Origin of the sequence: Pseudomonas sp. GM18, from assembly GCF_000282195.1 — a bacterium.
Lineage (GTDB): Bacteria > Pseudomonadota > Gammaproteobacteria > Pseudomonadales > Pseudomonadaceae > Aquipseudomonas.
This window is the reverse complement of sequence record NZ_AKJT01000050.1, coordinates 1-19,702: the sequence shown is the minus strand read 5'-3', so window position 1 is coordinate 19,702 and position 19,702 is coordinate 1. Positions and strand designations below refer to the sequence as shown.

General features: G+C 60.1%; 19 protein-coding genes and 1 pseudogene. 12 read left to right on the top strand and 8 right to left on the bottom strand.

Annotation, left to right across the window (positions count from 1 at the left end; translation table 11 throughout):
- The 3 genes and pseudogenes from PMI21_RS12615 to PMI21_RS12625 all read right to left on the bottom strand — a co-directional run.
- Positions 1 to 1,060, bottom strand: a pseudogene (locus PMI21_RS12615) (type IV secretion protein Rhs); the annotation flags it as partial.
- A 148-nt stretch (positions 1,061 to 1,208) separates the two neighbouring features.
- Positions 1,209 to 1,979, bottom strand: a complete 771-nt coding sequence (locus PMI21_RS12620) for an HvfC family RiPP maturation protein (RefSeq protein ID WP_007939006.1) — start codon at positions 1,977 to 1,979, stop codon at positions 1,209 to 1,211.
- A complete protein-coding gene (locus PMI21_RS12625) occupies positions 1,972 to 2,808 on the bottom strand; it encodes an HvfB family MNIO-type RiPP peptide maturase (RefSeq protein ID WP_033064036.1) in 837 nt (278 codons plus the stop codon). The genes PMI21_RS12620 and PMI21_RS12625 overlap by 8 nt, the downstream gene beginning before the upstream one ends.
- A gap of 299 nt (positions 2,809 to 3,107) precedes the next feature.
- On the opposite strand from PMI21_RS12625, the gene PMI21_RS12630 reads away from it, so the two are divergent.
- On the top strand, positions 3,108 to 4,154 hold the full coding sequence (locus tag PMI21_RS12630) for a class I SAM-dependent methyltransferase (protein ID WP_007939004.1): 1,047 nt from the start codon (positions 3,108 to 3,110) through the stop codon (positions 4,152 to 4,154).
- A 38-nt stretch (positions 4,155 to 4,192) separates the two neighbouring features.
- On the opposite strand, the gene PMI21_RS12635 is transcribed toward PMI21_RS12630, so the two are convergent.
- Positions 4,193 to 5,089 carry a LysR family transcriptional regulator gene (locus PMI21_RS12635; RefSeq protein WP_007939003.1) on the bottom strand — a complete coding sequence of 299 codons (897 nt, stop codon included), beginning with the start codon at positions 5,087 to 5,089 and terminating at the stop codon, positions 4,193 to 4,195.
- 144 nt (positions 5,090 to 5,233) lie between these two features.
- On the opposite strand from PMI21_RS12635, the gene PMI21_RS12640 reads away from it, so the two are divergent.
- From PMI21_RS12640 to PMI21_RS12665, 6 genes are all read left to right on the top strand, one after another.
- Positions 5,234 to 5,932 (top strand): CoA transferase subunit A, encoded by a 699-nt coding sequence (locus PMI21_RS12640; protein WP_007939002.1) that lies wholly within the window; start codon positions 5,234 to 5,236, stop codon positions 5,930 to 5,932.
- Positions 5,933 to 5,968: 36 nt separating this feature from the next.
- Positions 5,969 to 6,634 (top strand): CoA transferase subunit B, encoded by a 666-nt coding sequence (locus tag PMI21_RS12645; RefSeq protein ID WP_007939001.1) that lies wholly within the window; start codon positions 5,969 to 5,971, stop codon positions 6,632 to 6,634.
- A gap of 11 nt (positions 6,635 to 6,645) precedes the next feature.
- On the top strand, positions 6,646 to 7,824 hold the full coding sequence (locus tag PMI21_RS12650) for an acetyl-CoA C-acetyltransferase (protein WP_007938078.1): 1,179 nt from the start codon (positions 6,646 to 6,648) through the stop codon (positions 7,822 to 7,824).
- Between the two features lie 96 nt (positions 7,825 to 7,920).
- Positions 7,921 to 8,937: a class I SAM-dependent rRNA methyltransferase gene (locus PMI21_RS12655; RefSeq protein ID WP_007939000.1), complete on the top strand. Its 1,017-nt coding sequence runs from the start codon at positions 7,921 to 7,923 to the stop codon at positions 8,935 to 8,937.
- Positions 8,938 to 8,998: 61 nt separating this feature from the next.
- On the top strand, positions 8,999 to 11,986 hold the full coding sequence (locus PMI21_RS12660) for a DUF748 domain-containing protein (RefSeq protein ID WP_007938998.1): 2,988 nt from the start codon (positions 8,999 to 9,001) through the stop codon (positions 11,984 to 11,986).
- A complete protein-coding gene (locus PMI21_RS12665; protein WP_007938996.1) occupies positions 11,986 to 12,282 on the top strand; it encodes a DUF2845 domain-containing protein in 297 nt (98 codons plus the stop codon). Before PMI21_RS12660 ends, PMI21_RS12665 begins: the two co-directional genes overlap by 1 nt.
- Positions 12,283 to 12,457: 175 nt before the next feature.
- Here PMI21_RS12665 and PMI21_RS12670 read toward each other — a convergent pair whose 3' ends face one another.
- Positions 12,458 to 12,814: a BON domain-containing protein gene (locus PMI21_RS12670; RefSeq protein WP_007938989.1), complete on the bottom strand. Its 357-nt coding sequence runs from the start codon at positions 12,812 to 12,814 to the stop codon at positions 12,458 to 12,460.
- Positions 12,815 to 13,136: 322 nt separating this feature from the next.
- The gene (locus PMI21_RS12675; protein WP_007938987.1) at positions 13,137 to 13,556 is read right to left on the bottom strand and encodes a pilin; all 420 of its coding nucleotides are present in this window, start codon (positions 13,554 to 13,556) and stop codon (positions 13,137 to 13,139) included.
- A gap of 226 nt (positions 13,557 to 13,782) precedes the next feature.
- On the opposite strand from PMI21_RS12675, the gene pilB reads away from it, so the two are divergent.
- From pilB to yacG, 5 genes are read left to right on the top strand one after another with little or no spacing between them, the layout of a single operon-like run.
- On the top strand, positions 13,783 to 15,483 hold the full coding sequence (gene pilB, locus PMI21_RS12680; RefSeq protein WP_007938985.1) for a type IV-A pilus assembly ATPase PilB: 1,701 nt from the start codon (positions 13,783 to 13,785) through the stop codon (positions 15,481 to 15,483).
- Positions 15,484 to 15,485: 2 nt separating this feature from the next.
- Positions 15,486 to 16,703, top strand: coding sequence for a type II secretion system F family protein (locus PMI21_RS12685; protein WP_007938983.1), 1,218 nt, complete (start codon positions 15,486 to 15,488; stop codon positions 16,701 to 16,703).
- 1 nt (position 16,704) lies between these two features.
- On the top strand, positions 16,705 to 17,577 hold the full coding sequence (locus tag PMI21_RS12690; RefSeq protein ID WP_007938980.1) for a prepilin peptidase: 873 nt from the start codon (positions 16,705 to 16,707) through the stop codon (positions 17,575 to 17,577).
- Positions 17,574 to 18,197: a dephospho-CoA kinase gene (gene coaE, locus PMI21_RS12695; protein ID WP_007938963.1), complete on the top strand. Its 624-nt coding sequence runs from the start codon at positions 17,574 to 17,576 to the stop codon at positions 18,195 to 18,197. The genes PMI21_RS12690 and coaE overlap by 4 nt, the downstream gene beginning before the upstream one ends.
- Entirely contained in the window at positions 18,194 to 18,394 is a 201-nt protein-coding gene (gene yacG, locus PMI21_RS12700; protein WP_007938961.1) for a DNA gyrase inhibitor YacG, read from the top strand. Before coaE ends, yacG begins: the two co-directional genes overlap by 4 nt.
- 9 nt (positions 18,395 to 18,403) lie before the next feature.
- On the opposite strand, the gene PMI21_RS12705 is transcribed toward yacG, so the two are convergent.
- Positions 18,404 to 18,619 carry a hypothetical protein gene (locus PMI21_RS12705; protein ID WP_007938959.1) on the bottom strand — a complete coding sequence of 72 codons (216 nt, stop codon included), beginning with the start codon at positions 18,617 to 18,619 and terminating at the stop codon, positions 18,404 to 18,406.
- Positions 18,620 to 18,682: 63 nt separating this feature from the next.
- On the bottom strand, positions 18,683 to 19,372 hold the full coding sequence (locus PMI21_RS12710) for an energy-coupling factor ABC transporter permease (RefSeq protein WP_007938957.1): 690 nt from the start codon (positions 19,370 to 19,372) through the stop codon (positions 18,683 to 18,685).
- Between the last annotated feature and the right edge of the window lie 330 nt (positions 19,373 to 19,702).

Genomic DNA, 19,702 nt, shown 5'->3' with positions numbered 1-19,702 from the left:
TTTTTAGTCCCGCCGCCACACCGCGCGCGGCGACTTTTTTGTAGCGGTCGACGTAGCCGATGAAGCTGTCGATGATGGTGAAGATCGCTTTGACAAAGCGCAGCACGGCATTGAGGATTCGCGCGCCGTAGTTGACCAGGCGCATGCTCAGATAAGCGATGCCGGCACCGGCACCGGCGAACGTCAGGACAATCCCGATCAGAATGTCGATCAGCAACTGCACCGAACCCGCCGACACTGCCTCGGCGGTTTTACCGGCGATTTCGCTGGGTGGCAGCATTTCCAGCCACAAGCTGGCGGTGCGTAGCAACAGGCACAGCGCCGCTTCGTCACTGGCCAGCAGCTGAATTTTTTGCATCACTTGCGGTGATTTTTCCGCCAGCTCACCCAACTGATCGGCACCGCTGCCCAACCGCGCTGCGAACTTCGCCGGATCCTTGAGGATGTCCGAGAGCAGACCGATGCCGTCCCACACACCTTCAATTGCTGCCCAACTTCCCGCGAGCATTCCATTACCCGTGGCCACCAACGTCGACTGCGACCACTGCGGCTTGAACCCTTGCCACTCGTTGCGTAGCCAGGCCTCCAGCTCTTGGGTCAGGCCGTCGTAGGAGGAGAACAGCTCATTCATCTGCTCCGGGGTGACTTCGTTGTGAACATGAACGCGGTAGAACTTGCCAGGTGTACCGGTGAACTCTCCCTTGCCGCGTTCATTAAGCGTCACAGGCGTCGACTTACCGCCATCCACCGCAATGACATCGACCTGAATATTCCCCAGCGGGATGTCATAAACCGATTCGAACTTGCTCTCGATCTGCAGAATCCCACCGTCCGGACACTGCGCAACGCTGGAGAAAAAATCGCCATCGAGACGGCTGACTGACTTGCTGGTATTACCCAGCTTGATCTGCCGCTCCATATCCATCAGCGAGGGCAAATCAGCAGCGTGACTGGCCTTATCCGCCGCCCGGCTGAACCAGTGCTTGAGCTGTTCGCGATAGAGCGAAAGGGTGTGCGGGAAGCTGTCGAGCTCCTGATCGATGCGAATAACGTGCTCCATCAACGCACCGAAAAGTAGGCAGTGACTGGAGAAAAGGAGTCGAACATAAGCAATCCCTTGCGCAGAAAATTAGGCGCGGGGACTTTGCGGGGGATCGATCAGAAAAGAAGTCAGGAAAGGTGGAAATGGATGTAGGGTGATTCGCTGATTAGCAGCGAATAAAGGCCGCTATGCCGATTACCCCCTCCCCCTGCATCTGCCGCAACAACGCCAATCCACTGTCGATAAAGGCCTGCGACCCAGCCATCCCCGCCTCCACCGCCAGCCCTTCCAGCTGCGACCGGCCATCGAGCTCAGGAAATTCCCCGATTCGCTGCAACAGTCGCCACGCCAACGGGCTCAGTTCGGAGAACTTCACACTCCAGTCCTCGGCCCGCCTGACCAACAGTAACGTGGGCTGAGTCGGCAGCACTTGCGGCCGATAATCCGGCCCCACTTTTTGCACCGGCCAGCCATAGGCCAACGGCCAGGCCAGTGGCGAAACCTGCAACGGTCGATCCAGCAGCCATCCAGCATCGCTGGCCGGCAACGGCTCGGCGTTGGATTGTTGCAGGGCCATTTCGACCCATTCGTAATGCGCCAGCTCGACCATGAACGGTGGCCACGGCCCATCGCTCAATGCCTGCGGTTCTGAGGCCAGGAACTCGACGAACTCCTGGGCGATCTCACCGAATTTGGGCGTGTGAGCGCGGTAGTCCCGCAGGAAGATCCGTACCAGAGAACGCCAGTCACTGTCGCCCAGTATTTTCACCAACACCGGAAAGGTGCCGCTGAGCAACGACGACAGGTTCGAGAACACCAGATCGCGATAAACCTGCGCCCGTGCCACGTCCATCCCGGCGGGCGGTGCACAGCGGTCGGGGTCGCGCAGGTAGCGAGTCAATGTGTCTTGCTGCTGATACAGCGTCGGTTTATCCACGGTTCGCCTCCTCCTGCAGTCGGCGGATGGTCTGCAACTCGCTCGCCAATTCAGAGAACGCCGGGTAGTTGAAGTCCCGCTCAAGCAGCGTCGGCTGCACACCGAACCGCGTATACGCCTCGGCCAGCAAAGCCCAGACCACCGGTTTGACCGAGGCGCCGTGGGTGTCGATTTTCAGCGTGTCGGACTCATCGAAATGCCCGGCCACATGCATCGCGACCACCCTCTGCGCGTCGATGCCGGCCAGAAACGTCTGCGGGTCGAAGCCGTGATTGATCGAGTTGACGTAGACATTGTTGACGTCCAGCAGCAGGTCGCAATCGGCTTCGCGCAACACTGCGTTGGTGAACGTCAATTCGTCCATGTCCTGCTGCGGCGCGGCGTAGTAGGAGACGTTTTCCACCGCCAGGCGCCGACCGAGAATGTCCTGTGACTGACGGATTCGGGCGGCGACGTGGTGCACCGCTTCTTCAGTGAACGGCAACGGCAGCAGGTCGTAAAGATGCCCGTCATCGCTGCAGTAGCTCAGGTGTTCGCTGTACAGCGGCACCTTGTAGTGATCGAGAAAAACCCGCACCTCCCGCAGAAACCCGACGTCCAGCGGCGCCGATCCGCCCAGCGACAAGGACAAGCCGTGACAGGACAACGGATAACGCTCGGCCAGGGCACGAAACGCCGCGCCATGCGCGCCGCCGATGCCGATCCAGTTTTCCGGCGCGACTTCCAGAAAGTCGAAAGCGCCCGCCGGGGCCGCTTGAAGGTCGTTCATCAAGCCACGGCGCAAGCCTAGCCCGACGGTCGCCGGCGCTGATGTGAGGGGAGTTTGCATGGTGTCGATCTCATCCTGGGATCCGGTCTCCAGCGCCTGAACACTCAGTGCCGGCCGGCAGGCCCAGTTAAGCGACGCGGTGTGTCGGGTCTGTGTGCGCAAACGCCCCTCTTCTCAGCGCACTGTATCGGACAGGCAGCCAGATACAGAGGGATACACCAACTAGACTTGTTGATTACCCCCGTAGGGGGAGCCAGGACGCGGTTATCGTCCTGTTCATTCCCACGATCACCGCCCACAGGTGCATGCCTCGACAAACAATGCCTGCAGGCTGTGATCCTGCTGAAGGAGCACACAAGATGGACGAGGCCAGACTCAATGATTTCATGGGCAAACTGGTGAGCGACATGGGTGGCGCGGCGATGCTCGCCAACGTCATCCTCGGCGAAGAACTCGGCCTGTACCGGGCCATGGCCGACAGTCAGCCCGTCACCCCCGAAACACTCGCCGCGAAGACCGGCTGCAACACCCGCCTGCTGCGTGAGTGGCTCAGCGCCCACGCCGCCTCCGGTTACATGGAACACCGCGACGGCCAGTTCCGCCTGCCCGAAGAGCAAGCCCTGGCGCTGGCGATCGAAGATTCACCGGTTTATGTAGCCGGCGGTATGGCGGTGGTTGCGTCGTTTTTCCATGACAAGGACAAACTGGTCAACGCCATGCGCGGCAACGGTGCCCTGCCCTGGGGCGATCACCATCCGTGCATGTTCAGCGGCACCGAGCGGTTCTTCCGCCCAGGCTACAAGGCGCATCTGGTCAGCGAGTGGCTGCCGGCCCTCGACGGGGTGGTCGCCAAACTGGAAGCCGGCGCGAAAGTAGCAGACATCGGCTGCGGCCACGGCGCCTCGACCGTGATCATGGCCCAGGCCTTCCCGGATTCACGGTTCGTCGGTTTCGATTACCACGCGCCTTCGATCACCGTCGCCACTCAGCGCGCCGAAGAAGGTGGCGTGTCCGGACGGGCACGGTTCTTCCAGGGCAACGCCAAGAGCTATCCGGGCGACGACTATGACCTGATTTGCTATTTCGATTGCCTGCACGACATGGGTGACCCGGTCGGTGCCGCAAAGCATGCCTATGAATCGCTCAAACCCGACGGCACGGTGCTGCTGGTTGAGCCCTTCGCCAACGACACACTTGACGAGAACACCAACCCGGTAGGACGGCTGTTCTATGCCGCCTCGACCTTTATCTGCACACCTAACTCGCTGTCCCAGGAGGTCGGCCTCGGGCTCGGTGCCCAAGCGGGCGAGGCTCGGTTGCGCAAGGTCTTCACCGAGGCGGGGTTCACCCAGTTCCGGCGAGCCACGGAAACGCCGTTCAACCTGATTCTGGAGGCGCGTAAATAACCACCGCTGACTGCTGATCTACGGGGCGGTGTCGGGTTTCACAGGGAAAGTTGTTGGCCGAGGTTTTCAGCCTTGAGAATATCGAACAACGCCTGTGCCGCCGCCGACAGTTCTTGCCCCGTTGTCAGCACCCCGATCGCCCGTTCCACCACCGGGTCGCGCAGGGTGATGCAACGCGCGCCCAGCTCGCGCATCTGCCCGGCGCACAACGCTGGCACCGCGCTCACGCCCAATCCGCTGGCCACCATCCGCCCGACTGTCGCCAACTGATGACTTTCAAATTCCACCGGCAATTTCATACCCCGCGCCTGCAAGTGCTCTTCGAGCATCACCCGCACCGTGGACGGTCGCTGCAAGGTAATGAACGGCTCCTTGAGCAGGGTTTGCCAATCGATGTCGCTCAGGTCCGCCAGCGGTGAATCAAACGGCACCACCGCCACAAACCGGTCGATGTACAACGGGGTAAATTGCAGCGACGAACTCTGGGTCGGCTCAAACGCCACGCCCAATTCCACCTGACGGTCGCGGACCATTTCCAGCACCTGTTCGTTGATCACGTCGTTCACCGTGACGTTGACCTTGGGATAACGCGCGCGGAAGGTCTTGAGGATCGGCGGCAGCAGGTTGCCGGCAAACGACGGCATCGCCGCCAGCGTCACGCGACCGCGTTGAAGGGTGAAGCGTTGGCGCAGTTCATCCTCGGCATTGTCCCAGTCCGCGATCAGCCGGCGAGCCAGTGGCAGCAGCGATTCACCCTCGGCGGTCAGTGCGACGTTGCGGGTATTGCGCGTGAACAGGCGCCCACCCAAGCCCTCCTCCAGCGCCTTGATGGTCAGGCTCAACGCCGATTGGGACAGGTGCAGCCGCTCGCAAGCCACGGCAAAACTCAAACTCTGGGCCACGGCCAGGAATGCGCGGATCTGTTTGACGGTCATGATCACTGCCTCCAACGCCGTATTTATTGGTGAGTTTTATCTATCAATCAACCTTAAAAATCAACTTAACAAATAAATCCAGCGGCGAGACACTCCCTCCCCATCCGGCTAGCCAGCCGCCCACAAAGAATAAAAGAGGTGCATATGGCAGGGTTCGACAAGCGCGTGTATTCCTATGAGGAAGCGATGGCCGGTCTTGAAGACGGCATGACCGTAATCTCCGGCGGCTTCGGCCTGTGCGGGATTCCGGAAAACCTCATCGCCGAGATCAAGCACCGGGGCACCCGTGACCTCACCGTGGTCTCCAACAACTGCGGCGTCGACGGTTTCGGCCTCGGCGTGCTGCTGGTAGACCGGCAGATCCGCAAAGTGGTGGCCTCCTACGTCGGCGAAAACGCCCTGTTCGAAAAGCAGCTGCTGAGCGGCGAAATCGAAGTCGTCCTGACCCCCCAAGGCACCCTCGCCGAGAAAATGCGCGCAGGCGGCGCCGGCATCCCCGCGTTCTTCACCGCCACCGGCGTTGGCACTCCAGTCGCCGACGGCAAGGAAGTGCGCGAATTCAAGGGTCGCCAGTACCTGATGGAAGAATCCATCACCGGCGACTTCGCCATCGTCAAAGGCTGGAAAGCCGACCATTTCGGTAACGTGATCTATCGCCACACCGCCCAGAACTTCAACCCGCTGGCCGCCACCGCCGGCAAGATCACCGTGGTCGAAGTCGAAGAAATCGTCGAACCCGGCGAGCTGGACCCGTCGCAGATCCACACCCCTGGCATCTACGTCGACCGGGTCATTTGCGGCACGTTCGAAAAGCGCATCGAACAGCGCACCGTGCGTAAGTGATCCCCTGCCCCCGGACCGAATGAAGGAATAACAACAATGGCACTCTCCCGCGAACAAATGGCTCAACGCGTCGCCCGCGAAATGCAGGACGGCTACTACGTGAACCTCGGCATCGGCATTCCGACCCTGGTCGCCAACTACATCCCCGAAGGCATGGAAGTCATGCTGCAATCGGAAAACGGCCTGCTCGGCATGGGCGCCTTTCCGACCGACGCCGAAGTCGACGCCGACATGATCAACGCCGGCAAGCAAACCGTGACCGCGCGGATCGGCGCGTCGATTTTCTCCTCCTCCGAATCGTTCGCGATGATCCGCGGCGGCCACATCGACCTGACTGTGCTCGGCGCGTTCGAAGTGGATGTCGAAGGCAACATCGCCTCCTGGATGATCCCCGGCAAACTGGTCAAGGGCATGGGCGGCGCGATGGACCTGGTGGCCGGTGCGGACAACATCATCGTCACCATGACCCACGCCTCCAAGGACGGCGAGTCGAAACTGCTGCCGCGCTGCAGCCTGCCGCTGACTGGCGCCGGTTGCATCAAACGCGTGCTGACCGACCTGGCCTACCTGGAAATCCACAACGGCGCGTTCATTCTCAAGGAGCGCGCGCCGGGCGTGAGCGTCGAGGAAATCGTCGCCAAGACCGCCGGCAAACTGATCGTGCCTGACCACGTCCCGGAAATGCAGTTCGCTGCCCAGTGAGGAATCCGTCCATGCAAGACGTTGTGATTGTTGCTGCCACTCGCACTGCCATCGGCAGTTTCCAGGGATCGTTGGCCAATGTGTCCGCGGTTGACCTCGGTGCCGCCGTGATCCGCCAGTTGCTGGCGCAAACCGCTCTGGACCCGGCACAGGTCGACGAAGTGATCATGGGCCAGGTGCTGACCGCCGGCGCCGGGCAAAACCCTGCGCGCCAAGCCGCGATCAAGGCCGGTCTGCCGCACGCCGTACCGGCCATGACCCTGAACAAGGTCTGTGGCTCCGGCCTCAAAGCGCTGCATCTGGCGGCGCAGGCGATTCGCTGCGGCGATGCCGAGGTGATCATCGCCGGTGGCCAGGAAAACATGAGCCTGGCCAATTACGTGCTGCCCGGCGCGCGTACGGGTTTGCGCATGGGCCACAGCCAGATCGTCGACACGATGATCAGCGACGGGTTGTGGGATGCGTTCAACGATTACCACATGGGCATCACCGCCGAGAACCTGGTGGACAAGTACGGCATCAGCCGTGAAGCCCAGGACGCCTTCGCTGCCGCCTCGCAACAGAAAGCCGTGGCCGCCATCGAAGCCGGGCGTTTCGTCGATGAAATCACCCCGATCCTGATCCCGCAGCGCAAGGGCGATCCACTGGCCTTCGCCACCGATGAACAACCGCGGGCCGGCACCACCGCCGAGTCCCTGGGCAAACTGAAACCGGCCTTCAAGAAGGACGGCTCGGTGACCGCCGGCAACGCCTCTTCGCTGAACGACGGCGCGGCCGCCGTGATTCTGATGAGCGCCGAGAAAGCCAAGGCCCTCGGCCTGCCGGTGCTGGCGAAAATCGCCGCGTACGCCAACGCGGGCGTCGACCCGGCGATCATGGGCATCGGCCCGGTCAGCGCCACCCGTCGTTGCCTGGACAAGGCCGGCTGGTCCATCGATCAACTGGAGCTGATCGAGGCCAACGAAGCCTTTGCCGCGCAATCCCTGGCGGTGGCCAAGGACCTGGAATGGGACCTGAACAAGGTCAACGTCAACGGCGGCGCGATTGCCCTGGGCCACCCAATCGGTGCGTCGGGTTGCCGGGTGCTGGTGACCTTGTTGCACGAGATGATCAAGCGTGACGCCAAGAAAGGCCTCGCCACCTTGTGCATTGGTGGTGGTCAGGGCGTGGCATTGGCGATCGAGCGCTAGCCCCACTCATGATCGTTCCCACGCAGAGCGTGGGAACGATCAGCCCATAGCTGTTAAACTCCCGCGCCCCCAATTCCCTCCAGCAAGGCGCCCAGCATGTCTTCCTTGAATCAGGCGCTGTGCGCCGCCCTTGATCGTCGCCAGGACCTGCTCGCCGAGCTGCATCAGCAAGGCACCGATTGCTATCGCCTGTTCCACGGCAGCCAGGAGGGTGCCGGCGGTTTGACCATCGACCGCTACGGCCCACAACTGTTGGTGCAAAGCTTTCATCAGTCACTGGAGCGTGACGCCCTGCTGCAATTGCACGAGATCGTCAATCAACAGCTGGGCCTCGATAGTCTGCTGGTCTACAACGACCGCTCCCGCGGCAACTCGCGCATCGACCGCGAAGACACCGTCTACCGCGCCGACGAAGCTGCCCTGCAAGATTTGATCGGCCATGAATGGGGGCTGAACTACCGGGTTCGCGGGCGCCATGCCGGCCAGGATCCGTTGCTGTTTCTCGACCTGCGCAACGCCCGTGGCTGGGTCAAGGCGCACAGCAAAAACAAAAGTGTGCTGAACCTGTTTGCCTACACCTGTGGCGTCGGGCTCTGCGCTGCGGCCGGCGGCGCCAGCGAGGTATGCAACCTGGACTTTGCCGAAGGCAACCTGGCGGTCGGCCGCGAGAACGGTCTGCTCAACCCGCAATTGCCGACCATGGAATTTATCCAGTCCGATTACTTCCCGGCGATTCGTCAATTGGCCGGCCTGCCGATCAGCCAGCGTCGCGGGCAGAAACTGCCGAGCTATCAACGTCTGGAGCCGCGTCAGTACGACCTGGTGTTGCTCGATCCTCCGGCCTGGGCCAAGAGTGCTTTCGGCACGGTCGACCTATTGCGCGACTACCAGAGCCTGCTCAAACCGGCGCTGCTGACCACTGCTGACAAAGGCGTGCTGATCTGCTGCAACAACCTGGCGAAGGTCAGCATGGACGATTGGCGCGAGCAAGTGCTGCGCTGCGCAGAGAAGGCCGGGCGCCCGGTGCGTGAGTGGACAGCGCTGACACCGGGCAGCGACTTTCCGTCGATGGATCAACAACCGCCGCTGAAAACGCTGATCCTGCAGCTCTGAAAATCCACACCCATTATCAGACAAATCCTATAAAGCATGATTGCTTCGGAACCGCAAACGCATGCCATACTCCAAGGCACTCCGATTCCGACAGATGAAGCCACACATGCCCAAAGGATTGACTCGCGCTATCGGCGCCTTGTTAACAGCCCTGGCTCTTTACAGCCTGCTGGGGTTTCTGATTTTGCCGGGCATCGCGTTGCGGGTGGTCAACCAGCAATTGGCCAACTACGCCACGACGCCCGCGACGATTTCGCGGATCGAACTCAACCCGTTCAGCCTTGAAGTAACCCTTTGGGGCCTGATCATCGGCGAGCCGGGCAAGGAACAAGTGGGCTTCGAACGCCTGTACGCCAACCTGCAGATCGACAGCCTGTGGACCAAGGCGCTGCACCTGTCCGATATCGAACTGGACAAACCCAAGACTGAAATCCTCTTCGGCAAGGACGGCAAGCTCAACCTGCTCGGGCTATTCAAAATCCCCGCCAGCGAACCGACCCCGGTCGACCCGAACGCCAAACCCTTCCCGCTGCGCGTGGAGCGGATCAAACTGGCCGGCGGCTACGTGCATTTCGAAGATGCCCGGCCCAGCGAGCCCATCGAGTTCCTCTACGACAAACTCGATTTCGAGCTGAAGAACCTCAGCACCCTGCCCGAAGACAACGCCGACATGACCCTGGTCGCGGTCGGCCCGGCCGGCGGGCAGATCGACTGGACCGGCAATTTCAGCCTGATCCCGATCGCCTCCGAAGGTAAGTTGAAAGTCACCGACGGCCAGATGAAAGTCTGGTGGCCTTACGTGCGCGATGCGCTGCCGCTGGTCTTGGAAAACGGTGTCCTGAACCTGAGCACCGACTACAAACTCAACCTGTCCAAGGGAACCGAACTACTGCTGGACAATGTCGCCGTCAGCGTTGCGCCTTTCGCCATCAAGGCGCCGGACGGCCGACCGCTGGCGAAGCTCGAACGGTTGGATATCAGCGACACCACCGTGGATCTGGCCAAGCAGCAAGTGGTGGTCGGCAAGATCCGCAGCCAGAAACTGGAAACCTGGGCCGCCCTCGAAGCCGATGGGCAACTCGATTGGCAAAAACTGTTCGCCAGCCAGCCGTCCAGACAGGCTGCCAAAGCCAACGCCGAACCCACCAGCACACCCGCGGCAGCCGATTCACCGAAGCCCGAACCGACCGCGCCGAGCAAGCCCTGGCAGGTGCTGCTCAAAGACGTGCAACTGCGTAATTATCAGGTGCACCTCGCCGACCGCAAGGCGCAACCAGCCGTGGCGCTGGAGCTCGGCCCACTGAATCTGGACCTGCAGAATTTCGATAGCCTCAATGGCTCCCCTTTCAACCTCAAGCTCGACACGGGCGTGGGCAAGCAAGGCAAGATCATGGCGGACGGCAGGGTCAATCTGGCCCCGATCAGCGCCAAACTGAACGTGCAGACCAGGGATATCGACCTGCGCGTCGCCCAGTCCTACATCAACCCGTTCATTCGCCTCGAACTGCGCAGCGGCATGCTGGGCAGCGATCTGGCGGTCGACCTGAAAAGTACCGAGCCGCTGGCATTCAGTGTCACTGGCCGTGCGCAGGTCGATCAGCTGCATACCCTCGACACCCTGAAAACCCGCGATTTCCTCAAGTGGCAGCAGTTGGTGCTCGAAGGCCTGAACTATCAGCACGGCGACAGCCTGTCGATCGATAAGGTCAACCTGCTCCAGCCCTATGCGCGCTTCATGATCAATGATGATCGCACCACCAACATCGATGATCTGCTGATCCCGCAACCGGCCGACTCCGGCGCCAAGAGCGCCGTGACCAAACCGGCAACCGGAAACGAAAAACCGCTGGGCATCCACATTGGCGGTATTGCCATCAATGACGGTTCGGCGAACTTCGCCGACTTCAGCCTGACCCCGAATTTCGCCACGGCCATTCAACAGCTGAACGGGCAGATCGGCACCATCGACAGCCGCCACGTAAAACCGGCCAGTGTCGACGTCAAAGGCAAGGTCGACCGCTATGCACCCGTGACCATCAAGGGTTCGCTCAACCCGTTCGACCCGATGGCCAGCCTAGACATCGCCACCAGTTTCAAACGGGTGGAACTGACGACCCTGACGCCCTACTCCGGCAAATTCGCCGGCTACCGCATCCGCAAGGGCCGGCTCAATCTGGATCTGCATTACAAGATCACCAACGGTCAGCTCCTGGCCGAAAACAAAGTGGTGGTCGAGCAGCTGCAACTGGGTGAAAAAGTCGACAGTCCGGATGCAGTAAGCCTGCCGCTGAAACTGGCGATTGCCTTGCTCAAGGATGTCGACGGCAAGATTTCCATCGAACTGCCGGTGAGCGGCGACCTGAACAACCCGCAGTTCAGCATCATGCCGATCATCTGGCAGACCCTGCGCAATCTGATCGTGAAGGCGGCCGCGGCGCCGTTCAAAATGATTGGCGGGCTGGTCAGCGGCGGTGGTTCAGAGGACCTGGGCACCGTGGCGTTTGCACCAGGTTCGAGTGACTTGAGCAAGGAAGCCGAAACGACACTGATCAAACTGTCCCAGGCGCTCAAGGAGCGTCCGGCCCTGCGCCTGGAAATCGAAGGCACTGCCGCCAAGAGCAGCGACGGCCCGCTGCTCGCCGAGCAACGCCTGGAACGGGAATACCAGTACAACTACTACAAAATGCTCCAGCGCCGCGGCGACAAGGTGCCGGCCCAGGCCTCCATGCTGGAAGTGCCGGAAAGCGAGAAAGGCCCGCTGCTCGAAGGAATCTACCGCACACGCCTCAAGATCCAGCCGCCCGCGGAATGGAAGGATTTGGGCAAGGAAGAACGCAGCAAAAAAATGCGTGAAAGCGTGATCGGTTTCTGGAGCTCCAGCGAGGTTCTGTTGCGTCAGCTGGGCCAGGAACGGGCCAGCAGTATCAAGGACTACCTGGTGGACAAAGGGCAGTTGGCCGATGACCGCGTGTACTTCATCGACGCCAACCTCGGCGAGGCCGAAAGTGATGGCCGCGTGGTGACGGCCTTGCATCTGGATGCCGAGTGATGGGCGCGCAATGGCTTGTGAGCCTGGCCCTGGTATTGGCTGCCGGCCAAGCCGCGGCGGCCGATACCCTGCGCTGCGGCAGTCAATTGATCAGCGTCGGGGACAGGTCCAGCGAAGTGCTGCAAAAATGCGGAGAGCCCGTCGCCCGCGACCTGCTTGGCTACAAGCGCAGCGCCAATCGACGGGAAGAGTTTCAGGTCGAGGAATGGACCTACGGGCCCAACAGCGGGATGTACCAGTACCTGCGCTTTGAAGGAAACCGGTTGGTTCAAATCACCAGCAAACGCGGTAACTGAACTCGCTCCCACAGTTTTTTGCGTTGCTCTCAATAGAACAGGCCCCCGACACGAATGTCGGGGGCCTGTAACGGCCACGTCCATATGGCCTTTCGCATGAACTCTCAAAAAGCGACAGACGTATGACTTGGCCCGCCTGCCGCATCTTCTCCCGGTCCAGGCGAGAAGCCTTGCCTTACTCGGCTTTCAGGCCGTCAGCGGACACCGCTTTGACGCCTTTGATTTTCTTGGCGATGGCCACGGCGGTGGTTTTCTGAGCTTCAGTCACCGCAACTGTGGACGACAGCGACACGACGCCTTTGTTGGTTTCGACTTTGATGTCGGTACCCGGGATGCCTTTTTCGGTCACCAGGTCTGCTTTGACTTTGGTCGTGATCCAGGTATCGGAAGTAGCTTCCTTGGCTTTGGTCACTTCACCGGCGGCCAGCGTCATGGGAGCCTGGGTGGTTTGCGCGGTCTGTGCAAATGCAGCGTTGGCCATGGTCAGAGTCAGCGCGGTGGCAGTAGCGGCAGCAATAGCGAACTTCTTCATACGAGTAACTCCTGTTCTTCTGGAAAATCTGCTGCGTGTCGTCTTGTCAGCAGGGTTACCAGAGACAGTGCGAACGCTATGCCAACTGCTCGATAAAAAATAAATACATATAAATCAATAACTTAATAACAATGACAATTTTCGAAATCATGCAAAATGCATGAGTGCGACATTATCTACATGCAAGTTGCGGGTTTTAACGCAGGTCTAAGGGCATGAGTTGTCGGGGGTTTTCTGAATTATCGGATCGCCCCCCAAATGACGAGCAAAAAAATGCCCCGTGTCGTGAGAACGGGGCACTGGGTATGCCTGGCAAAGTGAATCAGGTACCGCTGGCGGTGCAGCCTTTTGGACTGTACTCCGGCGCAACCGTGGTGGCGCAAGTCCAGCCACCGGCGAGGGTACGCGAAAGCGTAACGGTTTTGCCGAGCACCGGCCCCGGTGCGTTGAGAATCGTGCAACCAATACTGCCCACACCGGTAGAGGCGGTACCCGTCGCTGTAATCGTGCAATTACCCGTGGGGGTCGTCGCGCCGATCCCGGCGGGGGCGGCAATATCGGTGCCTTGATTAATAACGTCTTCGAAAGGCACCTTCAGTGCCGAGATTTCTGCAACCGCAGCGGTGACCTTCGCCCGTGATTGGTACTTCGAATACTGCGGCAACGCAAACGTCGCCAGAATCCCGATGATCGCCACCACGATCAGCAGCTCGATCAGGGTAAAACCATTTTGATTTTTCATAGACAGGCTCCATGCATGAGTCGAAATCTCATGATCTGTACAGGGTACAGCACAGGTCATGCCAAGTCGTACGTGCCCCTGCAGACGGGACTCGGGATCACGACAAAGACCTTTCCTACTCCCAGGATCCGCACTTTCTGACACTTTTTGTCACCTCACCTCGGCTGGTTTGGTTCCACTGCTTGACTAGGCTATAAGTCATTAACCGCCTGCGTCCGGAATCCCAATGAATGACATTGCCCTTAGCGGTCTGGCCAAGCAATTGGTGCTGGCCGAGCTGATCACTGATCAAAGTGCGCAACAGGCGTATCAGCATGCCCAACGCGATCGAGTCTCACTGGTCAGTTATCTGGTGCAAAACAAACTGCTGAAAAGCTGGCAGGTCGCCGAGGTGGCTTCGGAGCATTTCGGCATGGCCCTGCTGGACCTCAACTGCCTGGAAAAAGACACCCAGCCCAAGGGGCTGGTCAGCGAAAAACTGATCCGCCAGCACCACGCCCTACCCCTCTGGCGGCGCGGCAACAAACTGTTCGTGGGGGTTTCCGATCCGAGCAATCAACAGGTCATCAACGACATCCAGTTCAGTACCGGGCTGAACACCGAAGCCATCCTGGTCGAAGAAGACAAGCTCAGCGACGCCATCGAAAAATTCTTCGACAGCCACGCCACCGGCCTGGAAGAGATGGCCGATGTCGACCTCGACGGTCTGGACATCGAATCGGTCGATGACCAGAAACAGGACGCCATCGCCGGACAGGATACCGATGACGCGCCCGTGGTGCGCTTCGTCCACAAGATGTTGCTCGATGCAATCAAGAGCGGTTCTTCCGACCTGCATTTCGAACCCTACGAAAAAACCTACCGCGTGCGGATGCGCACCGATGGCATCTTGCATGAAGTCGCCAAGCCACCGACGCAACTGGCCAACCGCATTGCTTCCCGGCTCAAAGTCATGGCCAGTCTCGACATCTCCGAGCGGCGCAAACCCCAGGACGGGCGGATCAAGATGCGCCTGTCCAAGAGCAAGTCCATCGACTTCCGGGTCAACACCCTGCCGACCCTGTGGGGCGAAAAAGTGGTGATCCGGATCCTCGATCCGTCCAGCGCGCAAATGGGCATCGATGCCCTCGGCTACGAGCCGGAGCAGAAAGACCTGTACATGGCCGCCCTCAAGCAACCACAGGGGATGATCCTGGTGACCGGGCCCACCGGTTCAGGCAAGACCGTGTCGCTCTATACCGGGCTGAACATCCTCAACACCGTCGACATCAACATCTCCACTGCCGAAGACCCGGTGGAAATCAACATGGAGGGCGTCAACCAGGTCAACGTCAATCCCAGGCAGGGAATGGATTTCGCCCAGGCGTTGCGCTCGTTTCTGCGCCAGGACCCGGACGTGATCATGGTCGGTGAAATCCGTGACCTCGAAACTGCCGAAATTGCTATCAAGGCCGCCCAGACCGGGCACATGGTGCTTTCCACCCTGCACACCAACAGCGCCGCGCAAACCCTGACCCGCCTGCACAACATGGGGATTCAGGGCTTCAACATTGCGACTTCGGTCAGCCTGATCATCGCCCAGCGCCTGGCGCGCAAGTTGTGCAGCCATTGCAAGAAACCCATCGAGATTCCCCGCGAGACGCTGCTCAAGGAAGGCTTCCCCGAGGAACGCATCGGCTCGTTCACGATCTATGAACCGGTCGGTTGCAATCAATGCAACGCTGGCTACAAAGGGCGAGTGGGGATTTATGAAGTGGTAAAGAACACCCCTGACCTGCAACGGCTGATCATGGCCGAAGGCAATTCACTGGAGATCGACCTCCAGATGCGCAAGGACGGCTTCAACGACCTGCGCACGTCGGGCTTGCTCAAGGCCATGCAAGGCATCACCAGCCTTGAAGAAATCAACCGGGTCACGAAGGACTGAATATGGCGGTCAAAGCAGCGAAAATCAGCGTGTATGCCTGGGAAGGCACGGATCGCAAAGGTGCGAAAATGACCGGCGAGTTGACCGGACAAAATCCTGCGCTGATCAAGGCCCAGTTGCGCAAGCAGGGCATCAACCCGGGCAAGGTGCGGAAAAAATCCGCGTCCATTTTCAGTGCCGGTAAGCGCATCAAGCCCCTGGACATTGCCCTGTTTACCCGGCAGATGGCGACCATGATGAAAGCCGGCGTACCGCTGCTGCAATCGTTCGAGATCATTGGCGAAGGCTTCGATAACCCGAACATGCGCAAACTGGTGGACGAGGTGAAACAGGAAGTCGCGGCCGGTAACAGCTTCGCTGCGGCCCTGCGCAAAAAGCCCCAGTATTTCGACGAGCTGTACTGCAACCTGGTGGACGCCGGCGAGCAGGCCGGTGCCCTGGATACCCTGCTGGAACGGGTGGCGACCTACAAGGAAAAGAGCGAAAGCCTCAAGGCCAAGATCAAGAAAGCCATGACCTACCCGCTGGCCGTGGTGTTTGTCGCAATCATTGTGACCGGCATTCTGCTGGTCAAGGTTGTGCCGCAGTTCCAGTCGGTATTCTCGGGGTTCGGCGCCGAACTGCCGGCGTTCACTGTGATGGTCATCGGCTTGTCGGAGTTCATGCAGGACTGGTGGTGGATGATACTCGGCGTGCTGGCTGGGGGGATCTTCGGCCTGCGCCATGCCTTGAAGAATTCCCCGGGCTTTCGCGACCGGACGGACACCTGGCTGCTGAAACTGCCATTGGTTGGCGCGCTCATGTACAAGTCCGCCGTGGCCCGATACGCCCGCACCCTGTCGACGACGTTTGCCGCCGGCGTACCACTGGTCGAAGCCCTGGAGTCAGTAGCGGGCGCGACCGGCAATATCGTGTTCAAGCGAGCGGTGTTGCGCATCAAGCAGGACGTTTCGACCGGCATGCAGCTGAATTTTTCCATGCGTACCTCCGGCATCTTTCCGACCATGGCGATCCAGATGACGGCCATTGGCGAAGAGTCCGGCGCGCTGGACGACATGCTCGACAAGGTCGCGAGTTTCTACGAGGCCGAGGTGGACAACATGGTCGATAACCTGACCAGCCTGATGGAGCCATTCATCATGGTGGTGCTGGGGGTTATCGTCGGCGGGCTGGTGGTTGCAATGTACCTGCCCATCTTCCAACTCGGCTCAGCGGTCTGATATGTCCTTGAACGAATTTCTGAGCCTCAACCCGCTGGCCTTCGTGATTACCGCAGGGGGGATCGGCCTGCTGATCGGCAGCTTTCTCAACGTGGTGGTCTGGCGCCTGCCGAAAATGCTTGAGCGTGAATGGCGCCTGCAGGCCCATGACGTACTGGACTTGCCAGCCGAAGCCCCCGGCCCCACTTACAACCTGATACTGCCCCACTCCGAGTGTCCCCACTGCGGCCATCGGATTCGAGTGTGGGAAAACATTCCAATACTCAGTTATCTGTTTTTGCGTGGGCGATGCTCAAACTGCGCGGCGCCGATCAGTAAACGTTACCCGCTGACCGAGTTGGCCTGCGGCCTGCTGTCGGCGTTCGTCGCCTGGCATTTCGGTTTCGGCTGGCAGGCCTGCATGGTCCTGGTCCTGAGTTGGGGACTGTTGGCGATGAGCCTGATCGATGCCGAACATCAACTGTTGCCGGACGTACTGGTGATGCCGTTGATGTGGCTGGGATTGATCCTCAACAGCTTCGGGCTCTTCGTATCACTGCATGACGCGTTCTGGGGCGCGGTGGCCGGCTACATGGCGCTGTGGACGGTGTTCTGGCTGTTCAAGCTGATCACCGGCAAGGACGGCATCGGCTACGGAGACTTCAAGCTCCTGGCGATGCTCGGCGCCTGGGGCGGCTGGCAGATCCTGCCCATGACCATACTGCTGTCATCGCTGGTAGGGGCCATTCTCGGGGTGATTTTGCTGCGCCTGCGGGATGCGAAAACCTCGACGCCGCTGCCCTTTGGACCTTATCTGGCCATTGCCGGCTGGATTGCCTTGCTCTGGGGTGGTCAAATAACCGGCTTCTATTGGCAGTTTGTCGGTTTGAAATGAATACCCCTGTGGAAAAACCCTGGATTCTCGGCCTGACCGGCGGCATCGGCAGCGGCAAAAGCGCGGCCGCGCAGCACTTCATCGACCTCGGCGTGCACGTGGTGGACGCCGACCATGCGGCTCGCTGGGTGGTCGAACCCGGCCGCCCGGCACTGGCGAAGATCGCCGAGCACTTTGGCTCCGGCGTATTGCAAGCCGATGGCCAGCTGGATCGTGCGGCTCTGCGCAAGCTGATCTTCGAGGTGCCGGAAGAACGCCGCTGGCTCGAAGCGCTACTGCATCCGTTGATCGCCGAGGAAATTGCCCATCATCTGGCCAAGGCACAATCGCCTTATGCGATTCTGGTTTCGCCGCTGCTGATCGAGTCCGGGCAGTACGCCATGACCCAACGGGTCCTGGTGATCGATGCCCCGGAACAGTTACAGATCGAACGCACCCTGCAGCGTGACCAGACCAGCGAACAGCAAGTCCAGGCGATCCTCAAGGCTCAGTCCAGCCGACAGGACCGCGTGAGCCATGCCGACGATGTGGTGGTCAACGACCGCGACCTCGCCTGGCTGCACAGCGAGGTCGAACGCCTGCATCACTTTTACCTTACTTTGCGTGGAGGCCAGTCATGAGCCAAACCCCGACCGTCGATTGCCCAACCTGTGGCGCCCCTGTCGAATGGAGCCCCGAGAACAAGTTCCGGCCATTCTGTTCGGACCGTTGCAAACTGATCGACCTGGGCGCCTGGGCGTCGGAAGAGCACAAGATTCCGGTGCCCCCCGATGCCGAGGACGAGTTGTTCAGCGGCGACTTCGACCCGCGTCACTGATCCCGGCCATCAGGGCCGCATGAAGCCATAGTCCTGGCCCTCGTCGAGGTTCTCGGCGAGAAACCGCAACTCATCGGCCAGGTCTTCAATATTGCGCACTGCCTTGCTCTGCTGCACCACCGCACTGAGCAAGGCGCGCAGGCTCAATCCCGGATCGAAGCCCACCTCTTGCGCCACATCCAGACTCTGACGCAACTCCTGCCTGGCCCACTCGTAGACACTCATTTCGATGCTCCTGAAGGTTTTCCGAAGCATGGATTCGTCAACGTTTTTTGGATTTGATGTGGATCAAGATTTGGGATCGTCATCTTTCCAGGGCGCCGATAGATAGCGCGTGCGATTGAACGTCTCCAGCCATTCGGGGCAGAACACCACCAACGCGCTGATCACCATGCCGTTGATGAACGCCTCCGGAAAAATCAGCAGCCACAGGTAACCGACAAAGTCTTCCAGCCAGTACGGCATGGCGAATCGCTCGTCGTACCACAGCAGCGTGAGTGTCAGGATCAGGCACAACAAGGCCGACAGCGCAGCGGCAAAAAAACCGGAACAGAAGATATATACAAAGGGATTACGCGGCTGCGCACGTTCCACCAGGATGGCGCAGCACTCGGTGACCAGCACCGGCAGCAGAATCAGCAGCGCGCCGTTCACGCCGACAGCGGCCAGGTCCTGACGCCCGAGCAACACCAATCCTGCTTGCGCGACCAACCCGCCGGCAATCGCCAACGGCCAATCCAGCAGTAAGGTCACGGCGGTCATGCCGATGAAGTGATAGGACACGCCGGTATCGAAGTCCCGTCGCACCAGCCACAACATGAACAGCGCGAACACGGTGCCGAACAACAGATGCTGGCGGCGGCTGTCGCTGAACAGTTCGACCCATGGCGCTCGCGCAATTGCCCAGATCAGCGCCGGTATATAGATCAGCCAACCCACCGTCAGGGTTTCGGATGACAGTAACTCGGCACCGATCATGGCTGGGTACACTCCCTTGTTTTGCCCCGATGAGAACAGGCTCTCAGTCTACACCGCCCTTCGATTTTGCTCTGGGAGGGCGTTTTGCGATTGGGGGCATATCTGTTGCTGCGGTAATGGCGGCTCTTTTCTGATCGTGTATATATCCGTTGCTGCGGTAATGGCGGCTTAGGGTTTCGCTCTTACAGCGAGTCACTTTGGAAAAGCCCCAAAGTAACCAAAAGGCTCTTGCCCCTTTCGTTCGGTGCCTCGCCTAGGCTCGGCATGCCCTCGCTCCGGTCCTGCTCCGTGGGCTCGCCGCCATCGGCCATCCATGGCCGGGGGCGGCTA

Coding starts and splice junctions, on each gene's coding strand:
- PMI21_RS12625 (WP_033064036.1), bottom strand. CDS start 2,808: ATGCAAACTCCCCTCACATCAGCGCCGGCGACCGTCGGGCTAGGCTTG.
- PMI21_RS12630 (WP_007939004.1), top strand. CDS start 3,108: ATGGACGAGGCCAGACTCAATGATTTCATGGGCAAACTGGTGAGCGAC.
- PMI21_RS12635 (WP_007939003.1), bottom strand. CDS start 5,089: ATGACCGTCAAACAGATCCGCGCATTCCTGGCCGTGGCCCAGAGTTTG.
- PMI21_RS12640 (WP_007939002.1), top strand. CDS start 5,234: ATGGCAGGGTTCGACAAGCGCGTGTATTCCTATGAGGAAGCGATGGCC.
- PMI21_RS12645 (WP_007939001.1), top strand. CDS start 5,969: ATGGCACTCTCCCGCGAACAAATGGCTCAACGCGTCGCCCGCGAAATG.
- PMI21_RS12650 (WP_007938078.1), top strand. CDS start 6,646: ATGCAAGACGTTGTGATTGTTGCTGCCACTCGCACTGCCATCGGCAGT.
- PMI21_RS12655 (WP_007939000.1), top strand. CDS start 7,921: ATGTCTTCCTTGAATCAGGCGCTGTGCGCCGCCCTTGATCGTCGCCAG.
- PMI21_RS12660 (WP_007938998.1), top strand. CDS start 8,999: ATGCCATACTCCAAGGCACTCCGATTCCGACAGATGAAGCCACACATG.
- PMI21_RS12665 (WP_007938996.1), top strand. CDS start 11,986: ATGGGCGCGCAATGGCTTGTGAGCCTGGCCCTGGTATTGGCTGCCGGC.
- PMI21_RS12670 (WP_007938989.1), bottom strand. CDS start 12,814: ATGAAGAAGTTCGCTATTGCTGCCGCTACTGCCACCGCGCTGACTCTG.
- PMI21_RS12675 (WP_007938987.1), bottom strand. CDS start 13,556: ATGAAAAATCAAAATGGTTTTACCCTGATCGAGCTGCTGATCGTGGTG.
- pilB (WP_007938985.1), top strand. CDS start 13,783: ATGAATGACATTGCCCTTAGCGGTCTGGCCAAGCAATTGGTGCTGGCC.
- PMI21_RS12685 (WP_007938983.1), top strand. CDS start 15,486: ATGGCGGTCAAAGCAGCGAAAATCAGCGTGTATGCCTGGGAAGGCACG.
- PMI21_RS12690 (WP_007938980.1), top strand. CDS start 16,705: ATGTCCTTGAACGAATTTCTGAGCCTCAACCCGCTGGCCTTCGTGATT.
- coaE (WP_007938963.1), top strand. CDS start 17,574: ATGAATACCCCTGTGGAAAAACCCTGGATTCTCGGCCTGACCGGCGGC.
- yacG (WP_007938961.1), top strand. CDS start 18,194: ATGAGCCAAACCCCGACCGTCGATTGCCCAACCTGTGGCGCCCCTGTC.
- PMI21_RS12705 (WP_007938959.1), bottom strand. CDS start 18,619: ATGAGTGTCTACGAGTGGGCCAGGCAGGAGTTGCGTCAGAGTCTGGAT.
- PMI21_RS12710 (WP_007938957.1), bottom strand. CDS start 19,372: ATGATCGGTGCCGAGTTACTGTCATCCGAAACCCTGACGGTGGGTTGG.